This is a genomic window from Actinomycetota bacterium (genome assembly GCA_040881665.1).
Lineage (GTDB): Bacteria > Actinomycetota > UBA4738 > UBA4738 > HRBIN12 > JBBDWR01.
Map to the genome: position 1 here is coordinate 765,225 of JBBECT010000005.1, position 16,619 is coordinate 781,843.

Consider the following 16,619-nt stretch of genomic DNA (forward strand, 5'->3'; position numbering starts at 1 on the left):
CCGCCACGTTGTCCCAGGACATGCGGGCTGAGGGTTCGCCCACGTCGTGCAACGCCGAGAACGTCTGGGAGGCGTTCCTCGATCAACCCTGAACCACCGTGGTCGAGGTTTCGTCGTGGGTGTGCGAAGTCTCGACCCGACCACCCGGACCCCTTGGGGAGAACTGTGTAAGAACGAATGAGAACACCGCATCGAGTGCCGGTCGAGAGTTGCTCCGCGGAGATCGCGGCCACACCGGCCCACGAACGGGGTCTGCGCGGAGAAGTCTCGATCCGAACCCTCGACCACGGTTCACGGAACGTGCGAACCCTCGACATCGGGTCGCGACGGGAGGACGGAGAGGACGGATCTAGTCGTCGTCGGGGAGACGAGGGAAGAGGGACTCCCCCTTCGTCGTCGCCGTCCCCGGAACGAGCCCGCCCCACTCGGTTCCCGCCGGCAGGCGCTGGTCGCCGATCGGCTCGGGGATCCCGAGCTGCTCCCACAGGCGGGCGGCCGTCGCGGGCATCACGGGGGCGATCATCACGGCGAGGACCCGCAGGGTCTCGGCGGCGGCGTAGAGGACTCCCGCGAGCTCGTTGCGAGCCTCGGGCACCTTCGCCACCTTCCAGGGCTCGGTCTCGACGAGGTAGCCGTTCGCCCGGTCGACGACGCTCCAGACCGCTCCGAGCGCCTGGTTCAGCTCGAGCCGGTCCATGTGCCCGTCGTAACGGCGGGCGGCGTCCGCGATCACCGCGGGCAGATCCGCGGCCGCGCTGCCGTCGCCCGGCTCGGGGACGGCCCCGTCGAAGTAGGAGCCGAGCATCGCGAGCACCCGACTCGCGAGGTTGCCGAGCCCGTTCGCGAGGTCGGCCGTGTACCGATCGGTCATCGCCTCCCACGAGAAGGACCCGTCCTGCCCGAACGAGACCTCGCGCAGGAAGAAGTAGCGGTAGGCGTCCGCCCCGAAGTGATCGATCAGCTGGAAGGGATGGATGCCGGTGGCGTTCGTCTTCGACATCTTCTGCCCGCCCACCAAGAGGAACCCGTGGGCGAAGACCGTCCGCGGGAGCTCGAGCCCCGCGGCCATCAGCATCGCCGGCCAGTAGACCGCGTGGAACCGCAGGATGTCCTTGCCGATGAAGTGGACGTCGGCGGGCCACCATCGCGAGAACCGCCTCTCGTCGGTGCCGTACCCGACCCCGGTCAGGTAGGTGGTCAGCGCGTCGAACCACACGTAGCAGACGTGCGCGGGATCCCAGGGCAGGGGGATCCCCCAGGCGAACGAGGTCCGCGAGATCGAGAAGTCCCGCAGGCCCCCGCGGATCAGCGCGAGGACCTCGTTGCGCCTCGACTCCGGCTGCAGTGCCTCCGGATGCTCGGCGTGGTACTCGAGGAGGCGGTCCGCATAGGCCGACAGCCGGAAGAAATAGTTCTGCTCCGAGAGGCTCTCCACGGGGCGGTGGTGGATCGGGCACAGGCCGTCGACCAGCTCGTCCTCGGTGTAGTAGGCCTCGCACGCGACGCAGTACAGGCCCTCGTAGGTGTCGAGGTAGATGTCGTCGCGACCGTTGCCGTGCACCGCCTCGAGCAGCGCGACCACGGCCTTCTCGTGCCGGGGCTCGGTCGTGCGGACGTAGTCGTCGTTCGAGATCTCCAGGCGTTCCCAGACCTCGCGCCACCGTGGCTCCATCCGGTCGACGAACTCCTGTGGGTCGAGTCCTTGTTCCTGCGCGGCCTGAGGCACCTTCTTGCCGTGCTCGTCGGTGCCGGTCAGGAAGAAGACATCCTCGCCCCGCATCCGGTGGTAGCGCGCGACGAAGTCGGTGGCGACCGAGGTGTACGCGTGCCCGATGTGCGGTACGTCGTTCGGGTAGTAGATCGGGGTCGTGACGTAGAACGTCTCCGGGGAAGCCATCATCCGGTCATCCTACCGAGGCACCCTCATCGGATCGGGGAACCTCGCGCCGCGGCTGGGCCCGCGGGCCACGCCCCTCCGCTCCGTCAGCGGACCGGGACCGGATCCGACAGCGGTGCCTCTCCCGCGAACGGGACCGGTGGCGGTGGGGTCCCCTCGTGACAGGCGATCCGGCCGAGCCGCGCCAGACCCCGGCGATCGCCCTCTCCGTAGTCGGTCGGCCAGGGTGGGAAGTGGGCGGGCGCCATCACCTCGCGCCGGGACTCGACGTGGTCCAGACCGACGAGGTGGCCCAGCTCGTGCTGGAACGCGGGACCCCAGCTCCCGTCGCTGTCGAAGCCCGCCGGCAGCGACTGGTCCGCGTTCATCACGACGAACCCGCCCACGTACCGGTCCCGCCAGGCGCCGGTTCCGGGAAGGACGTTCGCGCCCCCGTACGCGTTCGGCTCGTCGCGGAACGAGGCGGAGTCCTCCCAGCCGATCAGGACCGGCGCCCAGGTCACACCGCCGTCCGCAGCCCGGATCGCGGCGCCGGAACCCAGGTACTCCTCGACCGTCCAATCGACGCGGCCGGCGTCGACGAAGTCGAGACCGGACGCCTCCTCGAGCCGGGCGATCGCCTCGGACAGGTCCTCCCCTGTTCCCTCGGGGGCGAGCGCCTCGTTCACGACGTAGCGGATCGGCGTGCACGGATCCCACGCGAGCGGCACGCCGTCCTGCCGATCCAGGAACGCGTACTCGCCGTGGTCGCGGATCTCGCGCACCACGAAGAAGCTCACCGTCGCGACGACCAACAGGACGAGCGACGTGAAGAACGCGATCACCAGGCGGGAGCGACGCGGCGGCAGATCGGGCCGTCGCGGAACCGAACCGCGTCCGGTGGCCGCACGATGCGCGGAGAACCGTCCCCACGGAGCCGTCGCGTCCGGAGGTGGTGGCGGCAGACTCGACGAGGCGCCGAAAGAGCGGTCGGGGCGAGGGATCATCACGTCTTCTGATCGGCCTGCAGCAGCGCCCGGTAGAGGTCGTTGGCCGAAACCCCGCGTTCGCGCGCCACGTGCTGTGCCGCAGCGCGCTTGCGCTCGCCCCGTTCCACGAGCGCGCGCACCTGCTCGAGGAGCTCGTCCTGGTCGGGCTCCTCGGTGGCGGCCGCTCCCTCGAACACGACGACGATCTCACCCTTCGGGTCGTCGTACCCGAGCTGGGAGAGCACGTCGGAGATCCGGCCGCGTAGCACCTGCTCGTGGACCTTCGTGATCTCCCGGGCCAGGGCGGCGCGCCGGTCGCCGAAGGCGACGAGCGCATCACGGAGCAGCGTCCGCACCCGGTGCGGCGACTCGAAACACACGAGCGTCCGCGGATCGGTCGCGAGCTCGGCGAGCCGACGCCGCCGTTCGCCGGCCTTCCGGGGCGGGAACCCCTCGAAGACGAACCGGTCGGTCGGCAATCCGGACACCACGAGCGCCGCGATCACCGCGGAGGGTCCCGGAACGACGCGCACCTCGATCCCGTCGTCGGCACACGCCCGCACCAATCGGAACCCCGGGTCGGACATCCCCGGCATGCCCGCGTCGGACACGACCGCGACATCGGACCCCTCGCGGAGGAGTGCGAGCAGCTCGACGGTCCGCTCGCGCTCGTTCCCCTCGAAGAACGACACGAGGCGCGCCCGGATCCCGAAGTGCGACAAGAGCCGTCCGGTACGGCGGGTGTCCTCGGCGGCGACCACGTCGACGGCCGCGAGGACCTGCAGGGCCCGCTCGCCGATGTCACCGAGGTTGCCGATCGGGGTGCCCACCAGATGCAGGGTTCCGCTCACCCTCCGATGGTCCCACGCGCGTACGATCGTGCGCGATGCAGCGCCTGCGCCACGTCCTCGGCCACCCCGTCGTCGCGATCGCGGTTGTCACGATCCTGGCGGGGGCTCTCCGGTTCCACGACCTGGGGGACCCTGGCCGGCGGATCTTCGACGAGGTCTACTACTCCAAGGCCGGCTGCCTCGCCGTCGGCTACGACCGCGAGACGTGTGCCGTCACCTCCGAGCAGGAGATCGCCTGGGCCGACAAGTACGACGACGTGGGGTCGTGGGTGCATCCGCCGCTGGGCAAGCTCGCGATCGGAACCGGACAGCGGGTCTTCGGTCCGGACGCCTTCGGCTGGCGGTCCGCGACGGCGTTCGCGGGAACGCTCACCGTGATGCTGATCGCGTGGCTCGCGTTCCTGTTGTGGCGTCGGGCCGCATGGGCATGGGTGGCCGGCCTGCTGATGGCGACCGAACACCTCAGCTTCGTGCAGTCGCGGATCGGGATGCTCGACGGGCTCCTGACCTTCTGGATCGTGCTCGGGCTGTTCCTGCTCGTGGTCGACCGCCGGTGGATCGACCGGCGGACGGAGGCCGCGGCGAGGGAGGAGGAGTCCGGACCCCGACCGCCGACCGACGACCGACTCCTCCCGGTCGCCGGCGGCAGCGTCGATCTCTGGGATGCCGACCGGGACTCGACCGGCGCCGACCCCCGGCGACCTCCACCACCCCCGCCCGGAACGGAACCGGTGCTCGCTCCCGCGTTCGCCGGACCGGTCCCCTCACCGCTGTGGCGCCCCTGGCGGTTCGCGGCGGGCATCGCCCTCGCATGCGCCGTCGCGACGAAGTGGTCCGGGGCGTTCGCGCTCCTCGCGGCCATCGTGCTCTCGTTGCTGTGGGAGCGGACCCGGCGGTTCCGCGCGTGGGCCGACCATCCCGTGCGCCGCGCGATCGTGCAGGAGGGATTCACGATCGTCCTCGCGTTCGCGATCGTCCCGATCCTGGTCTACGTCGCGTCCTACGCCGGCTACTTCATGGAGTTCGGCTTCAGCCCTTCCCGCTGGTTCACGCTGCAACGGGAGATGCTCGGATTCAGCCGTGGCCTCGAACCACTCGACGACAAGGGCCAGCCGATCCACGGCTACCTGTCGGCCGCGTGGCAATGGATCGCGAACGCCCGCCCGGTCGCCTACTTCTACACCGACGAGTCGGGGGTCCGTCGCGAGATCATGGCGATCGGCAACCCCGTCGTGTTCTGGACGAGCATCGTGGCGATCCCGGCGATGGCGGTCGCGTGGCGCCGTGCGCGCGACTGGATCGCCGGGTTCGTCCTCGTCGCGATCGGCGTGCAGTACCTGCCGTGGTTCTTCATCTCGCGCCCGAAGTTCCTCTTCTACATCGCACCGATCGCTCCGTTCCTCGTCCTCGCCGTGGTGTGGCTCGTCCGCGAGCTCGCCTCGTGGCGGATCGAACCGCAGGAAGCCGACGACGCGAAGCGCGGGATCCGTCCGCTGCTGCCGGTTGCCGTGCTCCTCGTCGTCGCGGCGATCGCGACCTTCCTCTGGTTCTGGCCGGTGCTGACCGCCGGGGAACTCACCGAACAGGCATGGCGGCTGCGGATCTGGTTCGACGGAACGACGTGGGCGCACTTCAACTGGATCTGACCCGACGAGTGCGCTGACCGCCGGTCATCGCGGGGGACTTCAGCGCAGATCGCTCGGGTACGATGCTGTGCTGATGCCGGCACTCGAACACGTCAAGATTCCCATGTCCGACGGTGTGCGGCTATCCGCCTACCTCGTCCTTCCCGACGCCCCCGCTCATCCAGGTCCGTGGCCCGCGATCCTCGAGGCCCTTCCCTACCGCAAGGACGACATCACCTCCGGCTACAAGCCCGAGTACGAACGGCTCGCCGACGAAGGCGGCTACGCGGTCTGCCGGATCGACGTCCGCGGCACCGGCTCGAGCGAGGGCATCGCGGTCGACGAGTACCCGGTGCGGGAGCAGGACGACCTGATCGAGGTGATCCGATGGCTCGCCGAGCAGCCCTGGAGCACCGGCGACGTCGGGATGTACGGGACCTCCTACTCCGGGTTCAACGCGATCCAGGTCGCGATGCGCCGCCCCCCGCAGTTGAAGGCGATCATCCCGATCTTCGCCACAGACGATCGGTTCGGCGACGACGTCCACTACTACGGCGGCGCGCAGAAGCAGCTCGACAAGATCGACTACCCGGCCTACATGGTCGCGATGAACGCGCTGCCGCCCGCACCGCCGGTCTACGGCGATGGCTGGCGCGAGGTCTGGGAGCAGCGCGTGCAGGAGACCGAACCGTGGCTGATCACCTGGCTCGAGCACCAACGGCTCGACGACTACTGGAAGCACGGGTCGCTGCTCGTCGACTACGACTCGATCGAGGCGGCGACGATGATCGTCGCCGGGTGGGCCGATGGGTACCGGAACAACTCGCTGCGCACGATCCAACAGCTCACGTGTCCCAAGCGGCTGCTGCTGGGTCCCTGGGCCCACGCCTCGATCGAGGACTCGGACCCCGGTCCGAACATCGATATCGTCGTCGAGCATCTGCGCTGGTGGGATCGCTGGCTGAAGGGCATCGACAACGGGATCGACGGCGAGCCGGAGATCGTCGTGTTCGCGAGACGTTCCACGCGGCCGTCACCGACCTTGAAGGAGTACCGCGGCGAGTGGCGCTACGAGCCCGGGTGGCCGCTCGAGCGGCTCGTCGAGACTCAGTTCGAGCTCGAGAAGGCGCGCGCGCCCGGGCGCAACGACACGGGGCCCGACGATCTGCAGGTGCGGGGCGACGTCGGGTGGACCGCGTGGATCTCCTGCGCCGGCGCCCTCCCGTGGGGAACGCCCGACGACCAGCGCGCCGACGAAGCGTTCTCGCTCGTCTACGACTGGGAGCCGCTGGAGGACGAGCTGGAGATCCTCGGCCACCCGACACTCGAGGTCACCGTCACCTCGTCGGCTCCGATCGCCTACCTCGACGCGAAGCTGTGCGACGTGTTCCCGGACGGAACCTCCTCACTCGTGACGCGCGGTTTGCTGAACCTCGCGCACCGCGACTCGCGCGAGGAACCCACGCCCATCGAGCCCGGGCGTCCCTATCGGATCTCGTTCCCCCTCGAGGTCACCTCGTGGATCTTCGAGCGGGGCCACCGGATCCGTCTCGATCTCGCCGGCACGGACTGGCCGAACGCCTGGCCGCCGCCGGAGCCCCTCTCGCTCACGATCGACCGCGTGGGCTCGATGCTGACGCTGCCGGTCCTCGACGGACCCAGCCCGATCTCGGAACGTCCGACGATGGCCGAGCCCAGGCGCGAGCAGCACGTCGGCGGCCGTCACGGCGGCTCGTCCGGCGGCACCGACGCCAGCGGTGGCGACGGGGAGGGCCGGGACGACGCGGTCTGGTGGCGCATCGAGCACGACCAGCTCGCGCGCGAGACGCGTGCGGTGGCCGGGAGCTCCGGCGTCACGCAGGCGACCGACGATCGCCCCCGCGTCGACGAGATCTACGAGGGCCACGTCGCCGTTTCGTACGACGATCCGGGCCGTGCCCGGGCCGAAGGGCACATCCGCTTCGAGATCGCGTGGCCGGAGGTGACCGCGACGAGCGAGCTGACCCACAAGCTCGTGAGCGACCGCGAGGCCTACCACCTCGAGATGGACCTGGTGGTCAGCGAGAACGGCGAGCAGCGCTGGACCCGCCGGTGGCGGCGCCGGATCCCCCGCGACCACGCCTGAAGCGGACCGAAGGAGCGAGGGGAAACGACCCCGGAAACGCTTGTCCCCGGCGCAGCGGGCCGGGGACGCGTCTTGGGTATCGGACGGGGATGGCGTCACCGCCACTTGTCCTCCGTCCACCCCAAAGGGTAGGACCAGGCGCCGACATCGACAAGGACGCCGGTCAGCGAGGTGTCAGCCGGTCTCGGTGTCGGATGCCGCCGCGGCCGACGCGGCGGTCAGCGGTGTGATCACGACCGGATCGTCGCGGAACAACGCGTCGGTCGCCATCGCGATCGACAGCGTGTGCTTCCCGGCCCGGAACACCACCGTGCTCCGCTGCACGACCGCCGGATCGACGTACATCGGCGCGAGGAAGAACAGCCCCAGGGGAGGAAGGGCGCCCGGCTCGTACTCGGGGAACGAGCGCTCGAGCTCCTTCGTGGCCGCCGGGCGAGCGTCCGGGTCGCGCAGCGCGGCGCGGGCGAGATCCAGGTCGAGGTCGGTGGTTTCGGGAACCACCATCAGCGCGTGGCCCAGGGAGGTGACCAGCACTTCGGTCTTGACGACCTCGTCGGGAGCGAACCCGCGCGGCCGGGTCGGTCGCGGCGCCGGATCGCGTCGCTCGTCCGCGACAACCAGACTCGGGCGCCCTGACGACGCCGTCGGGTTGTCCCGATCCGGCTGGGCCGGATCGTCGGGGTGCGGGATCACGACGAACGTGACACCGCGACCTTGCAGGTACTCCATCAGTCGCGCCGACATGGTGCTCCCCCTCCCCTGAGCCCGTCGCCGGGCCCGTGTGACTCGACCACATCGGATGAGACGGGATGCTACTCGTCCGCGCCACTCCGATGCAGAGCCGAAGGTCGGGATCTGGCGGCAAAGGTCGCGCCGTGCGCGCCCGATCGGGCGTTGCGGCGCGCCGCACCGTACATCGGGGACCGTCGTGAACCTACGCATCCGGTCTGCGGCTCGTGGGGAACCCGGCACGCCTCGCGACCGCGCGGTGTTCGCCGGCCGGGCACTCACCCCCCGAAACCCGGCAACCGGTCGCGGAACACGATCCAGCCGAGCCCCGCACCGACGTCGATCAGCACGTGCGCGATCACCAACGGCCAGGTCCGGCGCCATCGTGCGAACACCCAGCCCAGCAGCAACCCCATCGCGAGGTTCCCGAGGAATCCGCCCCACCCCTGGTACAGGTGGTACGAGGCGCGCAACCCCGCCGAACCGAATATCGCCCACGGGGTGCGAACACCGAGCTGCTGGAGCCGCGTGATCAAGTACCCGGCGACGATCGTCTCCTCGAGCAGGCCCGCCTCGACCGCATTCAGCACGAGCACGGGAACCGTCCACCAGTGCCCCAGCGGCGGGGCCGGAACGACGAACCGGTTCACCCCGAGCTCGACGGCAACCAGGTAGAGCCCGATCCCGGCTGCCCCGATCACGACGGCGAGCGCAACCCCCAGACCGATGTCGAACCGCGGCCGGTTCCACGCCATCCCGATCGCCCCGACCCCCTCGCCGTCGCGCCGGACGAGGTAGAGGACGAGCCACACCGGAGCGAGGCCGAACACGAAGCTCGCCAGCTGCCGCGCGAACACGACGTCCTGGCTGACCGAGGCGACGGTCACCCCCGCCACCGGAGCGGTCACGAGGTTGATCGCCGCGAACACCGCGCTCGCCAGCAGCGACAGAGCGAGCACGACGAGGACCTCTTCGCCCAGCCGTCGCGGCGGGAGCGGGGCGGGAGGAACGGCCTCGTCGAAGGTCAGCACCGAACGCACCCGGCAAGCCTAAGCCCGCACTACACTCCGCCGGCAGAGCCGCGGGGCCGCGAGGCCCGTGGGAGGGAACGAGCAATGGCGACGAAGGAGACCGCCGACCTCGTGATCGTCGGGGGCGGCACGATCGGCGGCTGGGCCGCCTGGTTCGCGCGGCGCAACGGCGCGAAGAAGGTCGTGGTCCTCGAACGCGGCCTGGTCGGCGAGGGCGCCTCGAGTCGGTCGGCGGGCGTGGTCCGCCAGCAGGGCGGCACCCCGAGCACCGTGCGTCTGGGCATCGAGAGCGTCGCCTTCTACCGGCAGCAGCAGGATCTGTTCGGTATCGACTCCGGGTTCCGCGAGCTCGGCTACCTGATCCTCGCGGTCACCAAGGACGACGTGGCCGGCGGGCAGCGGCGGATCGAGATGCAACGCGCAGCCGGGCTCGACGTGGACTGGCTCGATGCGAACCGAGTCCGCGAACGCAACCCGACGCTCGCGCCCACCGGCTATCGCGGCGGGACCTACGTCGCCACCGACGGGTGCATCGATCCCTCCCGGAACGTGCTCGCCTACACGGCCGCGATGCGACAGGCGAAGGTCGACCTCCGCGAGCGCACCGCGTTCCTCGGGCTGCGGACCCGCGCGGCCGGGAAGGGGCGCCACCGGGTCACCGGCGTGCGGACGAGCGCAGGAACGATCGCGACCGAGCGCGTGATCCTCACCGGCGGCCCGTCGCTGCGGCGCGAGGTCGGCCCCCTCGTCGGGGCGACGATCCCCGTGGGCGCGGCCCGCCACCAATGCGCGGTGAGCGAACCGCACGAGGATCTCGAGGTGGAACGGCTCCCGATGGTCTTCGACATCGGCGCCGGCATCTACTGGCGGCTGCACGAGGGCGGACTGCTGTGGGGGATGAGCAACCCCGACGAGACGCCCGGCGAGGCGCGCGAGATCGACTGGCTGTACCTGCGGAAGATGCAGCGCCGCCTGGCGAAGCTCGTCCCCGTCACCGGCGGCCTCGGGATCCGCAAGGCATGGGCGGCGACGATCGACTACACGCCCGATCACATGCCGATCCTCGGCCCGGTGCACCGCACCGACGGAGCGGTGATCGAAGGAACGACGATCGCGAACGCGTGCGGGCACGGGATGATGTGGGGACCGGCGGTGTCGCGGATCGCCGCCGACCTGGCGATCGCGGGAACGACGAGGGTGATCGACGACGTCGAGCGCTACGGCATGGACCGTTTCGACGCGACGGGACGATCGTCACTCGCCGCCGACCCCATCTCCCTGCCCTTCCCGCTCGAGCCCGACGACTGATCTCGTCAGTACCGGATCTGTAACGCGTACCGCAACGCGCGATCGAGCTCGGGGATCCGCTCGGCGCCGAGAGCCCCGAGGGCGTCGCCGTCGAGGAGCTGCCGCGGCACCGTCAGGATGTTGTCGAGGCTCACCACCGACGGCTTCGGCACACCCTCGGCGCCGCCCACCACGAGCTCGGAGTCAAGGCCGCGGATCATCGAGGTCAGCGGGGCGACGGTGACCTTGTTGAGGACCCGCAGCGTCGCATCGCGCGTAAGCACGAGCACGGGCCGGCGCCCCGCCGGGCTCGGAAGGTCGGCCCAGTAGACCTCGCCGCGCCGAACGGGGAGCGTGCTCACCACGGCGGCAGGCCCTCGAGAGACGCACGCATGAACGCGTCCGTCAGCTCGGGGTCGTGCGGTTGCCGTCGATACGCCTCGACGAGTCGCCGGTCGGCGTCGATCTCGTCGCGAGCATCCAGGAGGGCGGTCGCGGCGCGGCGGAGGAGGTCGCTTCGGCTGACCCCTTCGGCCTCGGCCAAGGTATCCAACCGCACGACCAGTTCGTCGTCCAGCTGCACCAGCACCTGCTTCCTCGCCATACCCGGCGAGTCTAGCATATGACGCATCATATGGTTCCCTCACCGGACGTCCCACAGAAGGGTCGGAGAGATCCTCCCCCGATCGCGGCGGCCGCCGCTGTGAGCCGGGTCACGCGGCGCGAGATCGTCAGGGGCGAACGAGGGCGAGGTCGACGTCGCGCAGACGGACCTCGACCATCAGCAGCTCGGTCGTCTCGTCGGCGGTCAGGGTGATCGCGTCCTCGTCGCCGATCCGAGCGGCATCACCCGTGGCCAAGACCTCGTCGCCGAGACGCAGCGAACCCTCGATCGCGTACAGGTAGGCGCCCTGGTCGGGCTCGAAGCGGTGCGTCACGGTCGTCCCTGCGTTCAGGCGCGCGACGTAGACGCTCGCGTCCTGGTGCATCCTCACGGCGTCGCCGCCGGACCCCGAAATCGCCTTCAGCAAGCGGTCGGTGCGATCGGCTTCGGTGAACACCTTCTGCTCGACGCCGGGCTGCAGACCGAGCTCGTCGGGCATGATCCACAGCTGGATGAAGCGCATCGGCTCGGTCTCGCTGCCGTTCTTCTCCGAGTGCCACGCGCCGGAGCCGAGCGTCATCCGCTGCACCGATCCCGCGGGAAGCATGCCCTCGTCGCCACCGACGTTGTCCTCGTGCTTGAACGTTCCTTCGACGACGTAGGTCAACCCCTCGATGTCTCGATGGGGATGCATCGGCCAGACGGCACCGGGGATCAGGCGATCGTCGTTGAACACACGCAGGGTTCCCCATTGCATCCACGCGGGGTCGTAGTAGCTGTCGAACGAGAAGTGCCAGCGGGCGCGGAACCACCCACCCTCCACGTCGCTGATCTCGCCGTCGCGCCGGATCGTGATCATGGCCGTCAGACTCTCGCACCGGGCGGTCGCTCCGCAACCCGGATCGGCCGAGCGGAGGCGCGCAGCGGGGTCAGCCCGTGCAGCCGGCGGCGGTCTGCGCGTCCTGGGTGCCCCGGGTCACCGTGGTGCCCGTGGACGCGACGCACATCGGAGCGCCGGAAGCGGTCGTGGTCACGAACACGATCGTCGTCGGCGACACGCCGCGGATCGCGATCCCTCCGCCGGTGGGTGTACCCGTCGTATAGCTCGGCCCGGGGGCGGTCTGCGTGGCGATCTCGGGGCCGTAGCCCGCGAACGACGCGTTCTCCGCGAAGTAGACCTGCGCCCCGCGCATCGCGGTGTCCAGGTTCGCCTGCGCCTGGACCGCCTCGGCCTCGGGGATCACCTCGATCGCGTCGGAGGCCGCATCGGTCTCCGTGCGCCCCATGAACACGAACGCGGCGGCGGCGATCGCGCCGACGACGAGCGCCAGCACGACGACGGTCGTCATCGAAACCTCGCCTCGTTGTCCGCGATCCATAGGAACCTCACCTCCGCGGCCGCGCGTGCGCGACCCGCTGCGGCCGTTCCCCTTCCCATCGACGCAGGTGGAGGGCGCCTTGACCGGCGGCGCGCTCGCCGGCCCCCGGGCGCGCTCAGAACTGGATCACGGGGCAGGTGAGGGTGCGCGTGACGCCCTCGACCTCCTGGATCGGGAGCACGACCTGCTTGGCGAGCGCGTCGAGATCGGCCGACTCCGCACGCGCGATCACGTCGTAGGGGCCGGTGACCCCGTCGACACCGACGATCCCCTGCAGGCCCTGGACCGCCATCGTCACCGCATGGGCCTTGCCCACCTCGGTCTGGATCAGGATGTAGGACGCGATCACGGCTCTCCCCTCCCGCACCGGTCACCGGCACCGGCACGATCCTGAAGGCATCGTAGTCCGGGCTCGCCGCCGGGCGCCACGCGGAACGCGTCAGCCCGTGGGAGCGGTCACGTCGGCCTCGACGGCGAGAGCCCGCGCCCTGGAGGGGTCCAGCCGGCCGGCGCCGGGGAGCTCGGCATTGGCGGACGCAGCGCCGAGCGCCATGCGGAGCGCGTCGTCGAGCTCAGCACCGTCGGCGAGACCCACCACGAGCCCGGCGAGGAACGAGTCGCCGCTGCCGACGGGATAGCGACCGCGGACGTAGAGCGTTCCCTCGAGCGCGGACCCCTCGGGCGCGACGAGCACCACGCCCTTCGCGCCGCGCGTGACGAGCCCGGCATGTCCCTCGCCGCCGGCGCGCCGGCGCAGCTCCTCCGCCGCGGCGAGGGAACCTCCCCGCGTCTGGGTGGAGCGACCGACGAGCTCCGCGGCTTCGATGCGGTTCACCTTCACGATGTCGGGTTGCGCTTCCAGCGCGTTCGCCAGGTGCTGCTCCGCGGCGTCGAGGGCGACCCTGACGCCGGCGGCGCGCGCCTCCGCAACGATCCGTGCGTATCCGTCCGCGGGCGATCCCGGTGGCAGGGAGCCGGAGATCGTCAACCAGTCGGCCTCGGGCAACAGCTCGGCGATCGCCTGCTCGAGCTCGGGCCACGCAGAGGAGGGGATCTCCGAACCGTGCTCGTAGAACTCCGTGAGCTTGCCCGAGCGGCGATCCGCGACCGACAGCGAGGCTCGGGTCTCCCCGTGGGTCCACACGAACGAACCCTTCACACCCTCGGCCGCCAAGGCCTCCTCGATCCACTTCCCCGCGTGACCGCGCAGCAGCGTCACGACGCGCACGTCACCGCCGAGCGCGTTCGCCGCGCGGGCGACGTTGAGTCCTTTCCCTCCCGCGGTCTGGACGAACCCGGCGGGACGGTGGATCCGGTTCACCTCGAGACGGTCAACCTCGAAGAGCTTGTCGATCGACGGGTTCGCCGACAGGCAGACGATCACGCGCGCACCCGCCCCTTCGCGGACACCTTCCCGGGTCGCCGGCTCACGCCCCGCCCACTGCTGCCAGTGCCTGATCCATCGTCGGGAGCGCCGAGGTCGACCCGGATGCGCGTACGGCCAGACCGCCGCACCCGACCGCCAGCCGCAGGCACCGCTCGGACGACCAGCCACGCAGCATCCCCGAGAGGTAGCCCGCGTCGAACGCCGCTCCGGCCCCGGTCCGGTCGACGACGTCGACCGATACCGCCTCGACGCGGAGCGAACCGCCGGCATGCACGACCATGCCGCCCCCCTGCCCGAACTTCACGGCGATCGTCGTGCCGTGCTCGGCGAGCGATTCCGCCCCGATGTCGACGTCGTCGATCCCGGTGATGCGCCGGACCTCCGAGGAGTTCGGGAACAGCACGTCCGTACGGTCGAGTGCGCCGAACAGACCCCCCTCCCATCGATCGGTGGGGTCCTCGTTCGGATCGATCGACGTCGTCGCTCCACCCGCCTTCGCCGCCGCGAACAACGACGGCACGTCGGCCTGCAACCCGGTCTGCACGAAGTAGGACGTCACATGCACGTGCCGCGCGCGCTCCACGAGCCTCCGATCGACGTGCTCGCCGCGCAGCTGCGCCACGGCTCCCGGCGCCGCGAGGATCGCGTGATCACTCCCGCGCGTGAGGACGACCGACACCCCGGTCGCCCGATCGGGAGCGACGTGCATCCCGCCGACCTCCACCCCCTCGCGTTCGAGCTCCTCGAGGACGAACCTCCCGAAGGCGTCGTCACCCACGGCGCCGACGAACGCTGTATGCAGGCCGAGCCGCGCGAGCGCGACGCACGCGACGGCGCCCCCTCCGCCGAGCTCGAGCGAGGCGTGTTCCACCACGCGGCCGCGGTCATCGAAAATGACGTCGCCCGCGTGCTCGCCGCGAAGCCAGAGGTCGGGTCGCGCATCACCGAGCACGAGGACATCCAGATCACGGTCCGGCGTGTCGTTCACACCCGCGAGGATAGTCGCGTGCCGCTCGCGGCGATGCCTCCTTACGGGTGGCCCGTTCCCTCGGAGGGAGCGGCCGCGGCCGCCTCGTCGTCGGGAACGGGCCCGAGGAACGCCGGTGAGGTGAGCGTGACCCACACGATCGCGGCTCCCGCGAGCGTGAGTGCCGACGCACCCAGGTACAGCGCCGTGGGGCTCACGTATCCGTAGACGAACCCGCCGACGGCGCCGCCGACGATCGGGCCGATGCCGAAGTAGACCGTCTGCGACAGGGACTGCCCGGTCGCATACAGCGACGACGGCACGAGCCGGCCCACGATCACGACCCCGCTCGTGAAGATGAACGCGAACCCCAACCCCTCGATCACCGTGAGCATCGAGATGATGACCGGGTCGTCGATCAACCCCCAGAGGACGAACCCGATCGCGTAGATCACGCACCCGCTCACGTAGACGCGCCGAAGGCCGATACGGCGCGACAGGCGTGAGGACCATCGCATCATCGGCACCTCGACGAGACCACCGATCCCCGCCCCGATCCCGACGAGCAACGGTCCGCCTCCCGTTCCCTCGATCCGCAGCGCGAGGAAGCTCCACGCCGCCGCGAACCCCACGCCGACGAGGAAGATCCCCGCCAGGTAGGGCACGATCCGGCGGGACGCGCGGAACACATCTCCGACCGCACCGAGCTTGCCACCCGACGTGTGCTTGGGGGCGTCGACCGGGATCGTGAAGGCCCACACCGCCGTGGCGACGAGCCCGATCGCGTAGAACGGCATCGACCAGCCGACCCCGACCAGCTCGAGCACCGCGCCGAACACGAAGTTCGCGATCCCGTACGTGAGCGATCCCCACCCGCGGATCCTGCCGTAGTCGGCCATCCCCTCGTCACCGAGATGATCGAGCGCCAGCGCATCCAGTGTCGGCCCGGCCGTGCAGCTCGCTCCCGCCATCGCGATCGATACCGCTGCGACCGCCCACACCTGCTCGCCGAGGACGAAGAGCACGAGCGCGAGGATCGCCGCCGCGCCCGTCCCGAGCTGCAGCACCCGTCGCCGGCCGAGCGAGGCGTCCGCGACGTGGCCCCACAGCGGCGAGAACACGACGCGGGCGAACGCCATCGCGGAGACGACGAGCCCGATCTGGTCGACGGTGAGTCCGCGGTCCGAGAGGAACAGCGAGAAGAACGGGAAGAACGCCGACGCGACGACGCCGAAGATGAGGAACAGCACGTGGATCGCGGACGCGCCGGATACGTTCCCGACGTGCGCGCCGGCGCCGGTTCGAACACGGGAGGGGTCGGACACGCCGGGAGCCTACAAGGAGGCCACTGGTAGCATTTGCACCTGCAAGTCCGCGTCCGACCAGCGAGAACACGAGGCGAACCCGCATGAGCGAGAACCGAGACCTCTCCCATCCGAAGGGTGTCTCCGACCACCTCGACGAGATCCAGCTCGTCGACTGCCGCGAGCAGGACGAGTGGGACGCGGGACGGATCGAGTCGGCGAGGTTCCTCCCGCTCAACCAGATCCTCGCGGGAGCCGGCGGCGACCTGTCCACCGACCGCCCCGTCGTCGTGGTCTGCCGCTCGGGCAACCGGAGCGAGCTCGCCACGATGATGTTCCGGGCCCGTGGGCTCGACGCCCACAACCTCGAGGGCGGGATGGAGGCGTGGGAGGCCGAGGGCCTCCCCTTCTCGGCACCCGACGGCTCGCCGGGCACCGTCAAGTAGGGCCGGGGAGCCCGCCGCT

17 protein-coding genes are annotated in these 16,619 nt (G+C 70.4%); 4 read left to right on the forward strand and 13 right to left on the reverse strand.

The features are described 5' to 3' along the window. Positions 1-349 precede the first annotated feature (349 nt). The 3 genes from metG to rsmI form a co-directional block, all read right to left on the reverse strand. A complete protein-coding gene (metG, locus tag WEF05_09460) occupies positions 350-1,900 on the reverse strand; it encodes a methionine--tRNA ligase (GenBank protein ID MEX1102109.1) in 1,551 nt (516 codons plus the stop codon). Positions 1,901-1,983: 83 nt separating this feature from the next. After that, entirely contained in the window at positions 1,984-2,883 is a 900-nt protein-coding gene (locus tag WEF05_09465) for a hypothetical protein (GenBank protein MEX1102110.1), read from the reverse strand. Then, positions 2,883-3,716, reverse strand: a complete 834-nt coding sequence (gene rsmI / locus WEF05_09470; protein ID MEX1102111.1) for a 16S rRNA (cytidine(1402)-2'-O)-methyltransferase — start codon at positions 3,714-3,716, stop codon at positions 2,883-2,885. Before rsmI ends, WEF05_09465 begins: the two co-directional genes overlap by 1 nt. Before the next feature lie 35 nt (positions 3,717-3,751). On the opposite strand from rsmI, the gene WEF05_09475 reads away from it, so the two are divergent. Together WEF05_09475 and WEF05_09480 are read left to right on the forward strand one after the other, a co-directional pair. Then, entirely contained in the window at positions 3,752-5,362 is a 1,611-nt protein-coding gene (locus tag WEF05_09475; GenBank protein ID MEX1102112.1) for a phospholipid carrier-dependent glycosyltransferase, read from the forward strand. Positions 5,363-5,435: 73 nt separating this feature from the next. Next, entirely contained in the window at positions 5,436-7,466 is a 2,031-nt protein-coding gene (locus WEF05_09480) for a CocE/NonD family hydrolase (GenBank protein MEX1102113.1), read from the forward strand. A 174-nt stretch (positions 7,467-7,640) separates the two neighbouring features. On the opposite strand, the gene WEF05_09485 is transcribed toward WEF05_09480, so the two are convergent. Next, complete coding sequence (locus WEF05_09485) at positions 7,641-8,210, reverse strand: YbaK/EbsC family protein (protein ID MEX1102114.1); 570 nt, start codon at positions 8,208-8,210, stop codon at positions 7,641-7,643. Positions 8,211-8,473: 263 nt separating this feature from the next. Beyond that, entirely contained in the window at positions 8,474-9,235 is a 762-nt protein-coding gene (locus WEF05_09490; protein ID MEX1102115.1) for a type II CAAX endopeptidase family protein, read from the reverse strand. 75 nt (positions 9,236-9,310) lie between these two features. Here WEF05_09490 and WEF05_09495 point away from each other — a divergent pair, with 75 nt between their 5' ends. Then, a complete protein-coding gene (locus WEF05_09495; protein ID MEX1102116.1) occupies positions 9,311-10,534 on the forward strand; it encodes an FAD-binding oxidoreductase in 1,224 nt (407 codons plus the stop codon). A gap of 5 nt (positions 10,535-10,539) precedes the next feature. Here the strand turns inward: WEF05_09495 and WEF05_09500 are convergent, their stop codons facing one another. The 8 genes from WEF05_09500 to WEF05_09535 all read right to left on the reverse strand — a co-directional run bounded on the left by WEF05_09500 (position 10,540) and on the right by WEF05_09535 (position 16,175). Beyond that, positions 10,540-10,875: a type II toxin-antitoxin system PemK/MazF family toxin gene (locus tag WEF05_09500; protein MEX1102117.1), complete on the reverse strand. Its 336-nt coding sequence runs from the start codon at positions 10,873-10,875 to the stop codon at positions 10,540-10,542. Beyond that, positions 10,872-11,117 carry a CopG family transcriptional regulator gene (locus WEF05_09505; protein MEX1102118.1) on the reverse strand — a complete coding sequence of 82 codons (246 nt, stop codon included), beginning with the start codon at positions 11,115-11,117 and terminating at the stop codon, positions 10,872-10,874. Before WEF05_09505 ends, WEF05_09500 begins: the two co-directional genes overlap by 4 nt. 127 nt (positions 11,118-11,244) lie before the next feature. Beyond that, positions 11,245-11,976: a pirin family protein gene (locus tag WEF05_09510; GenBank protein ID MEX1102119.1), complete on the reverse strand. Its 732-nt coding sequence runs from the start codon at positions 11,974-11,976 to the stop codon at positions 11,245-11,247. A 70-nt stretch (positions 11,977-12,046) separates the two neighbouring features. Beyond that, positions 12,047-12,466, reverse strand: a complete 420-nt coding sequence (locus WEF05_09515; protein ID MEX1102120.1) for a hypothetical protein — start codon at positions 12,464-12,466, stop codon at positions 12,047-12,049. A 145-nt stretch (positions 12,467-12,611) separates the two neighbouring features. Next, a complete protein-coding gene (locus WEF05_09520) occupies positions 12,612-12,845 on the reverse strand; it encodes an Lrp/AsnC ligand binding domain-containing protein (protein ID MEX1102121.1) in 234 nt (77 codons plus the stop codon). A gap of 90 nt (positions 12,846-12,935) precedes the next feature. After that, entirely contained in the window at positions 12,936-13,880 is a 945-nt protein-coding gene (locus tag WEF05_09525; GenBank protein ID MEX1102122.1) for a hexose kinase, read from the reverse strand. 43 nt (positions 13,881-13,923) lie between these two features. Next, complete coding sequence (locus WEF05_09530; GenBank protein ID MEX1102123.1) at positions 13,924-14,871, reverse strand: carbohydrate kinase family protein; 948 nt, start codon at positions 14,869-14,871, stop codon at positions 13,924-13,926. Positions 14,872-14,912: 41 nt separating this feature from the next. Further along, entirely contained in the window at positions 14,913-16,175 is a 1,263-nt protein-coding gene (locus WEF05_09535; protein ID MEX1102124.1) for an MFS transporter, read from the reverse strand. Positions 16,176-16,258: 83 nt separating this feature from the next. Between WEF05_09535 and WEF05_09540 the strand changes: the two genes are divergently transcribed. Further along, positions 16,259-16,600, forward strand: a complete 342-nt coding sequence (locus WEF05_09540) for a rhodanese-like domain-containing protein (protein ID MEX1102125.1) — start codon at positions 16,259-16,261, stop codon at positions 16,598-16,600. The last annotated feature ends 19 nt before the right edge of the window (positions 16,601-16,619 follow it).

What these genes read in the sequence shown, in the direction of transcription:
- metG (MEX1102109.1), bottom strand. Translation starts at nt 1,900, where the DNA reads ATGATGGCTTCCCCGGAGACGTTCTACGTCACGACCCCGATCTACTAC.
- WEF05_09495 (MEX1102116.1), top strand. Translation starts at nt 9,311, where the DNA reads ATGGCGACGAAGGAGACCGCCGACCTCGTGATCGTCGGGGGCGGCACG.
- WEF05_09515 (MEX1102120.1), bottom strand. Translation starts at nt 12,466, where the DNA reads ATGACGACCGTCGTCGTGCTGGCGCTCGTCGTCGGCGCGATCGCCGCC.
- WEF05_09505 (MEX1102118.1), bottom strand. Translation starts at nt 11,117, where the DNA reads ATGGCGAGGAAGCAGGTGCTGGTGCAGCTGGACGACGAACTGGTCGTG.
- WEF05_09465 (MEX1102110.1), bottom strand. Translation starts at nt 2,883, where the DNA reads ATGATCCCTCGCCCCGACCGCTCTTTCGGCGCCTCGTCGAGTCTGCCG.
- WEF05_09480 (MEX1102113.1), top strand. Translation starts at nt 5,436, where the DNA reads ATGCCGGCACTCGAACACGTCAAGATTCCCATGTCCGACGGTGTGCGG.
- WEF05_09540 (MEX1102125.1), top strand. Translation starts at nt 16,259, where the DNA reads ATGAGCGAGAACCGAGACCTCTCCCATCCGAAGGGTGTCTCCGACCAC.
- WEF05_09475 (MEX1102112.1), top strand. Translation starts at nt 3,752, where the DNA reads ATGCAGCGCCTGCGCCACGTCCTCGGCCACCCCGTCGTCGCGATCGCG.
- WEF05_09485 (MEX1102114.1), bottom strand. Translation starts at nt 8,210, where the DNA reads ATGTCGGCGCGACTGATGGAGTACCTGCAAGGTCGCGGTGTCACGTTC.
- WEF05_09510 (MEX1102119.1), bottom strand. Translation starts at nt 11,976, where the DNA reads ATGATCACGATCCGGCGCGACGGCGAGATCAGCGACGTGGAGGGTGGG.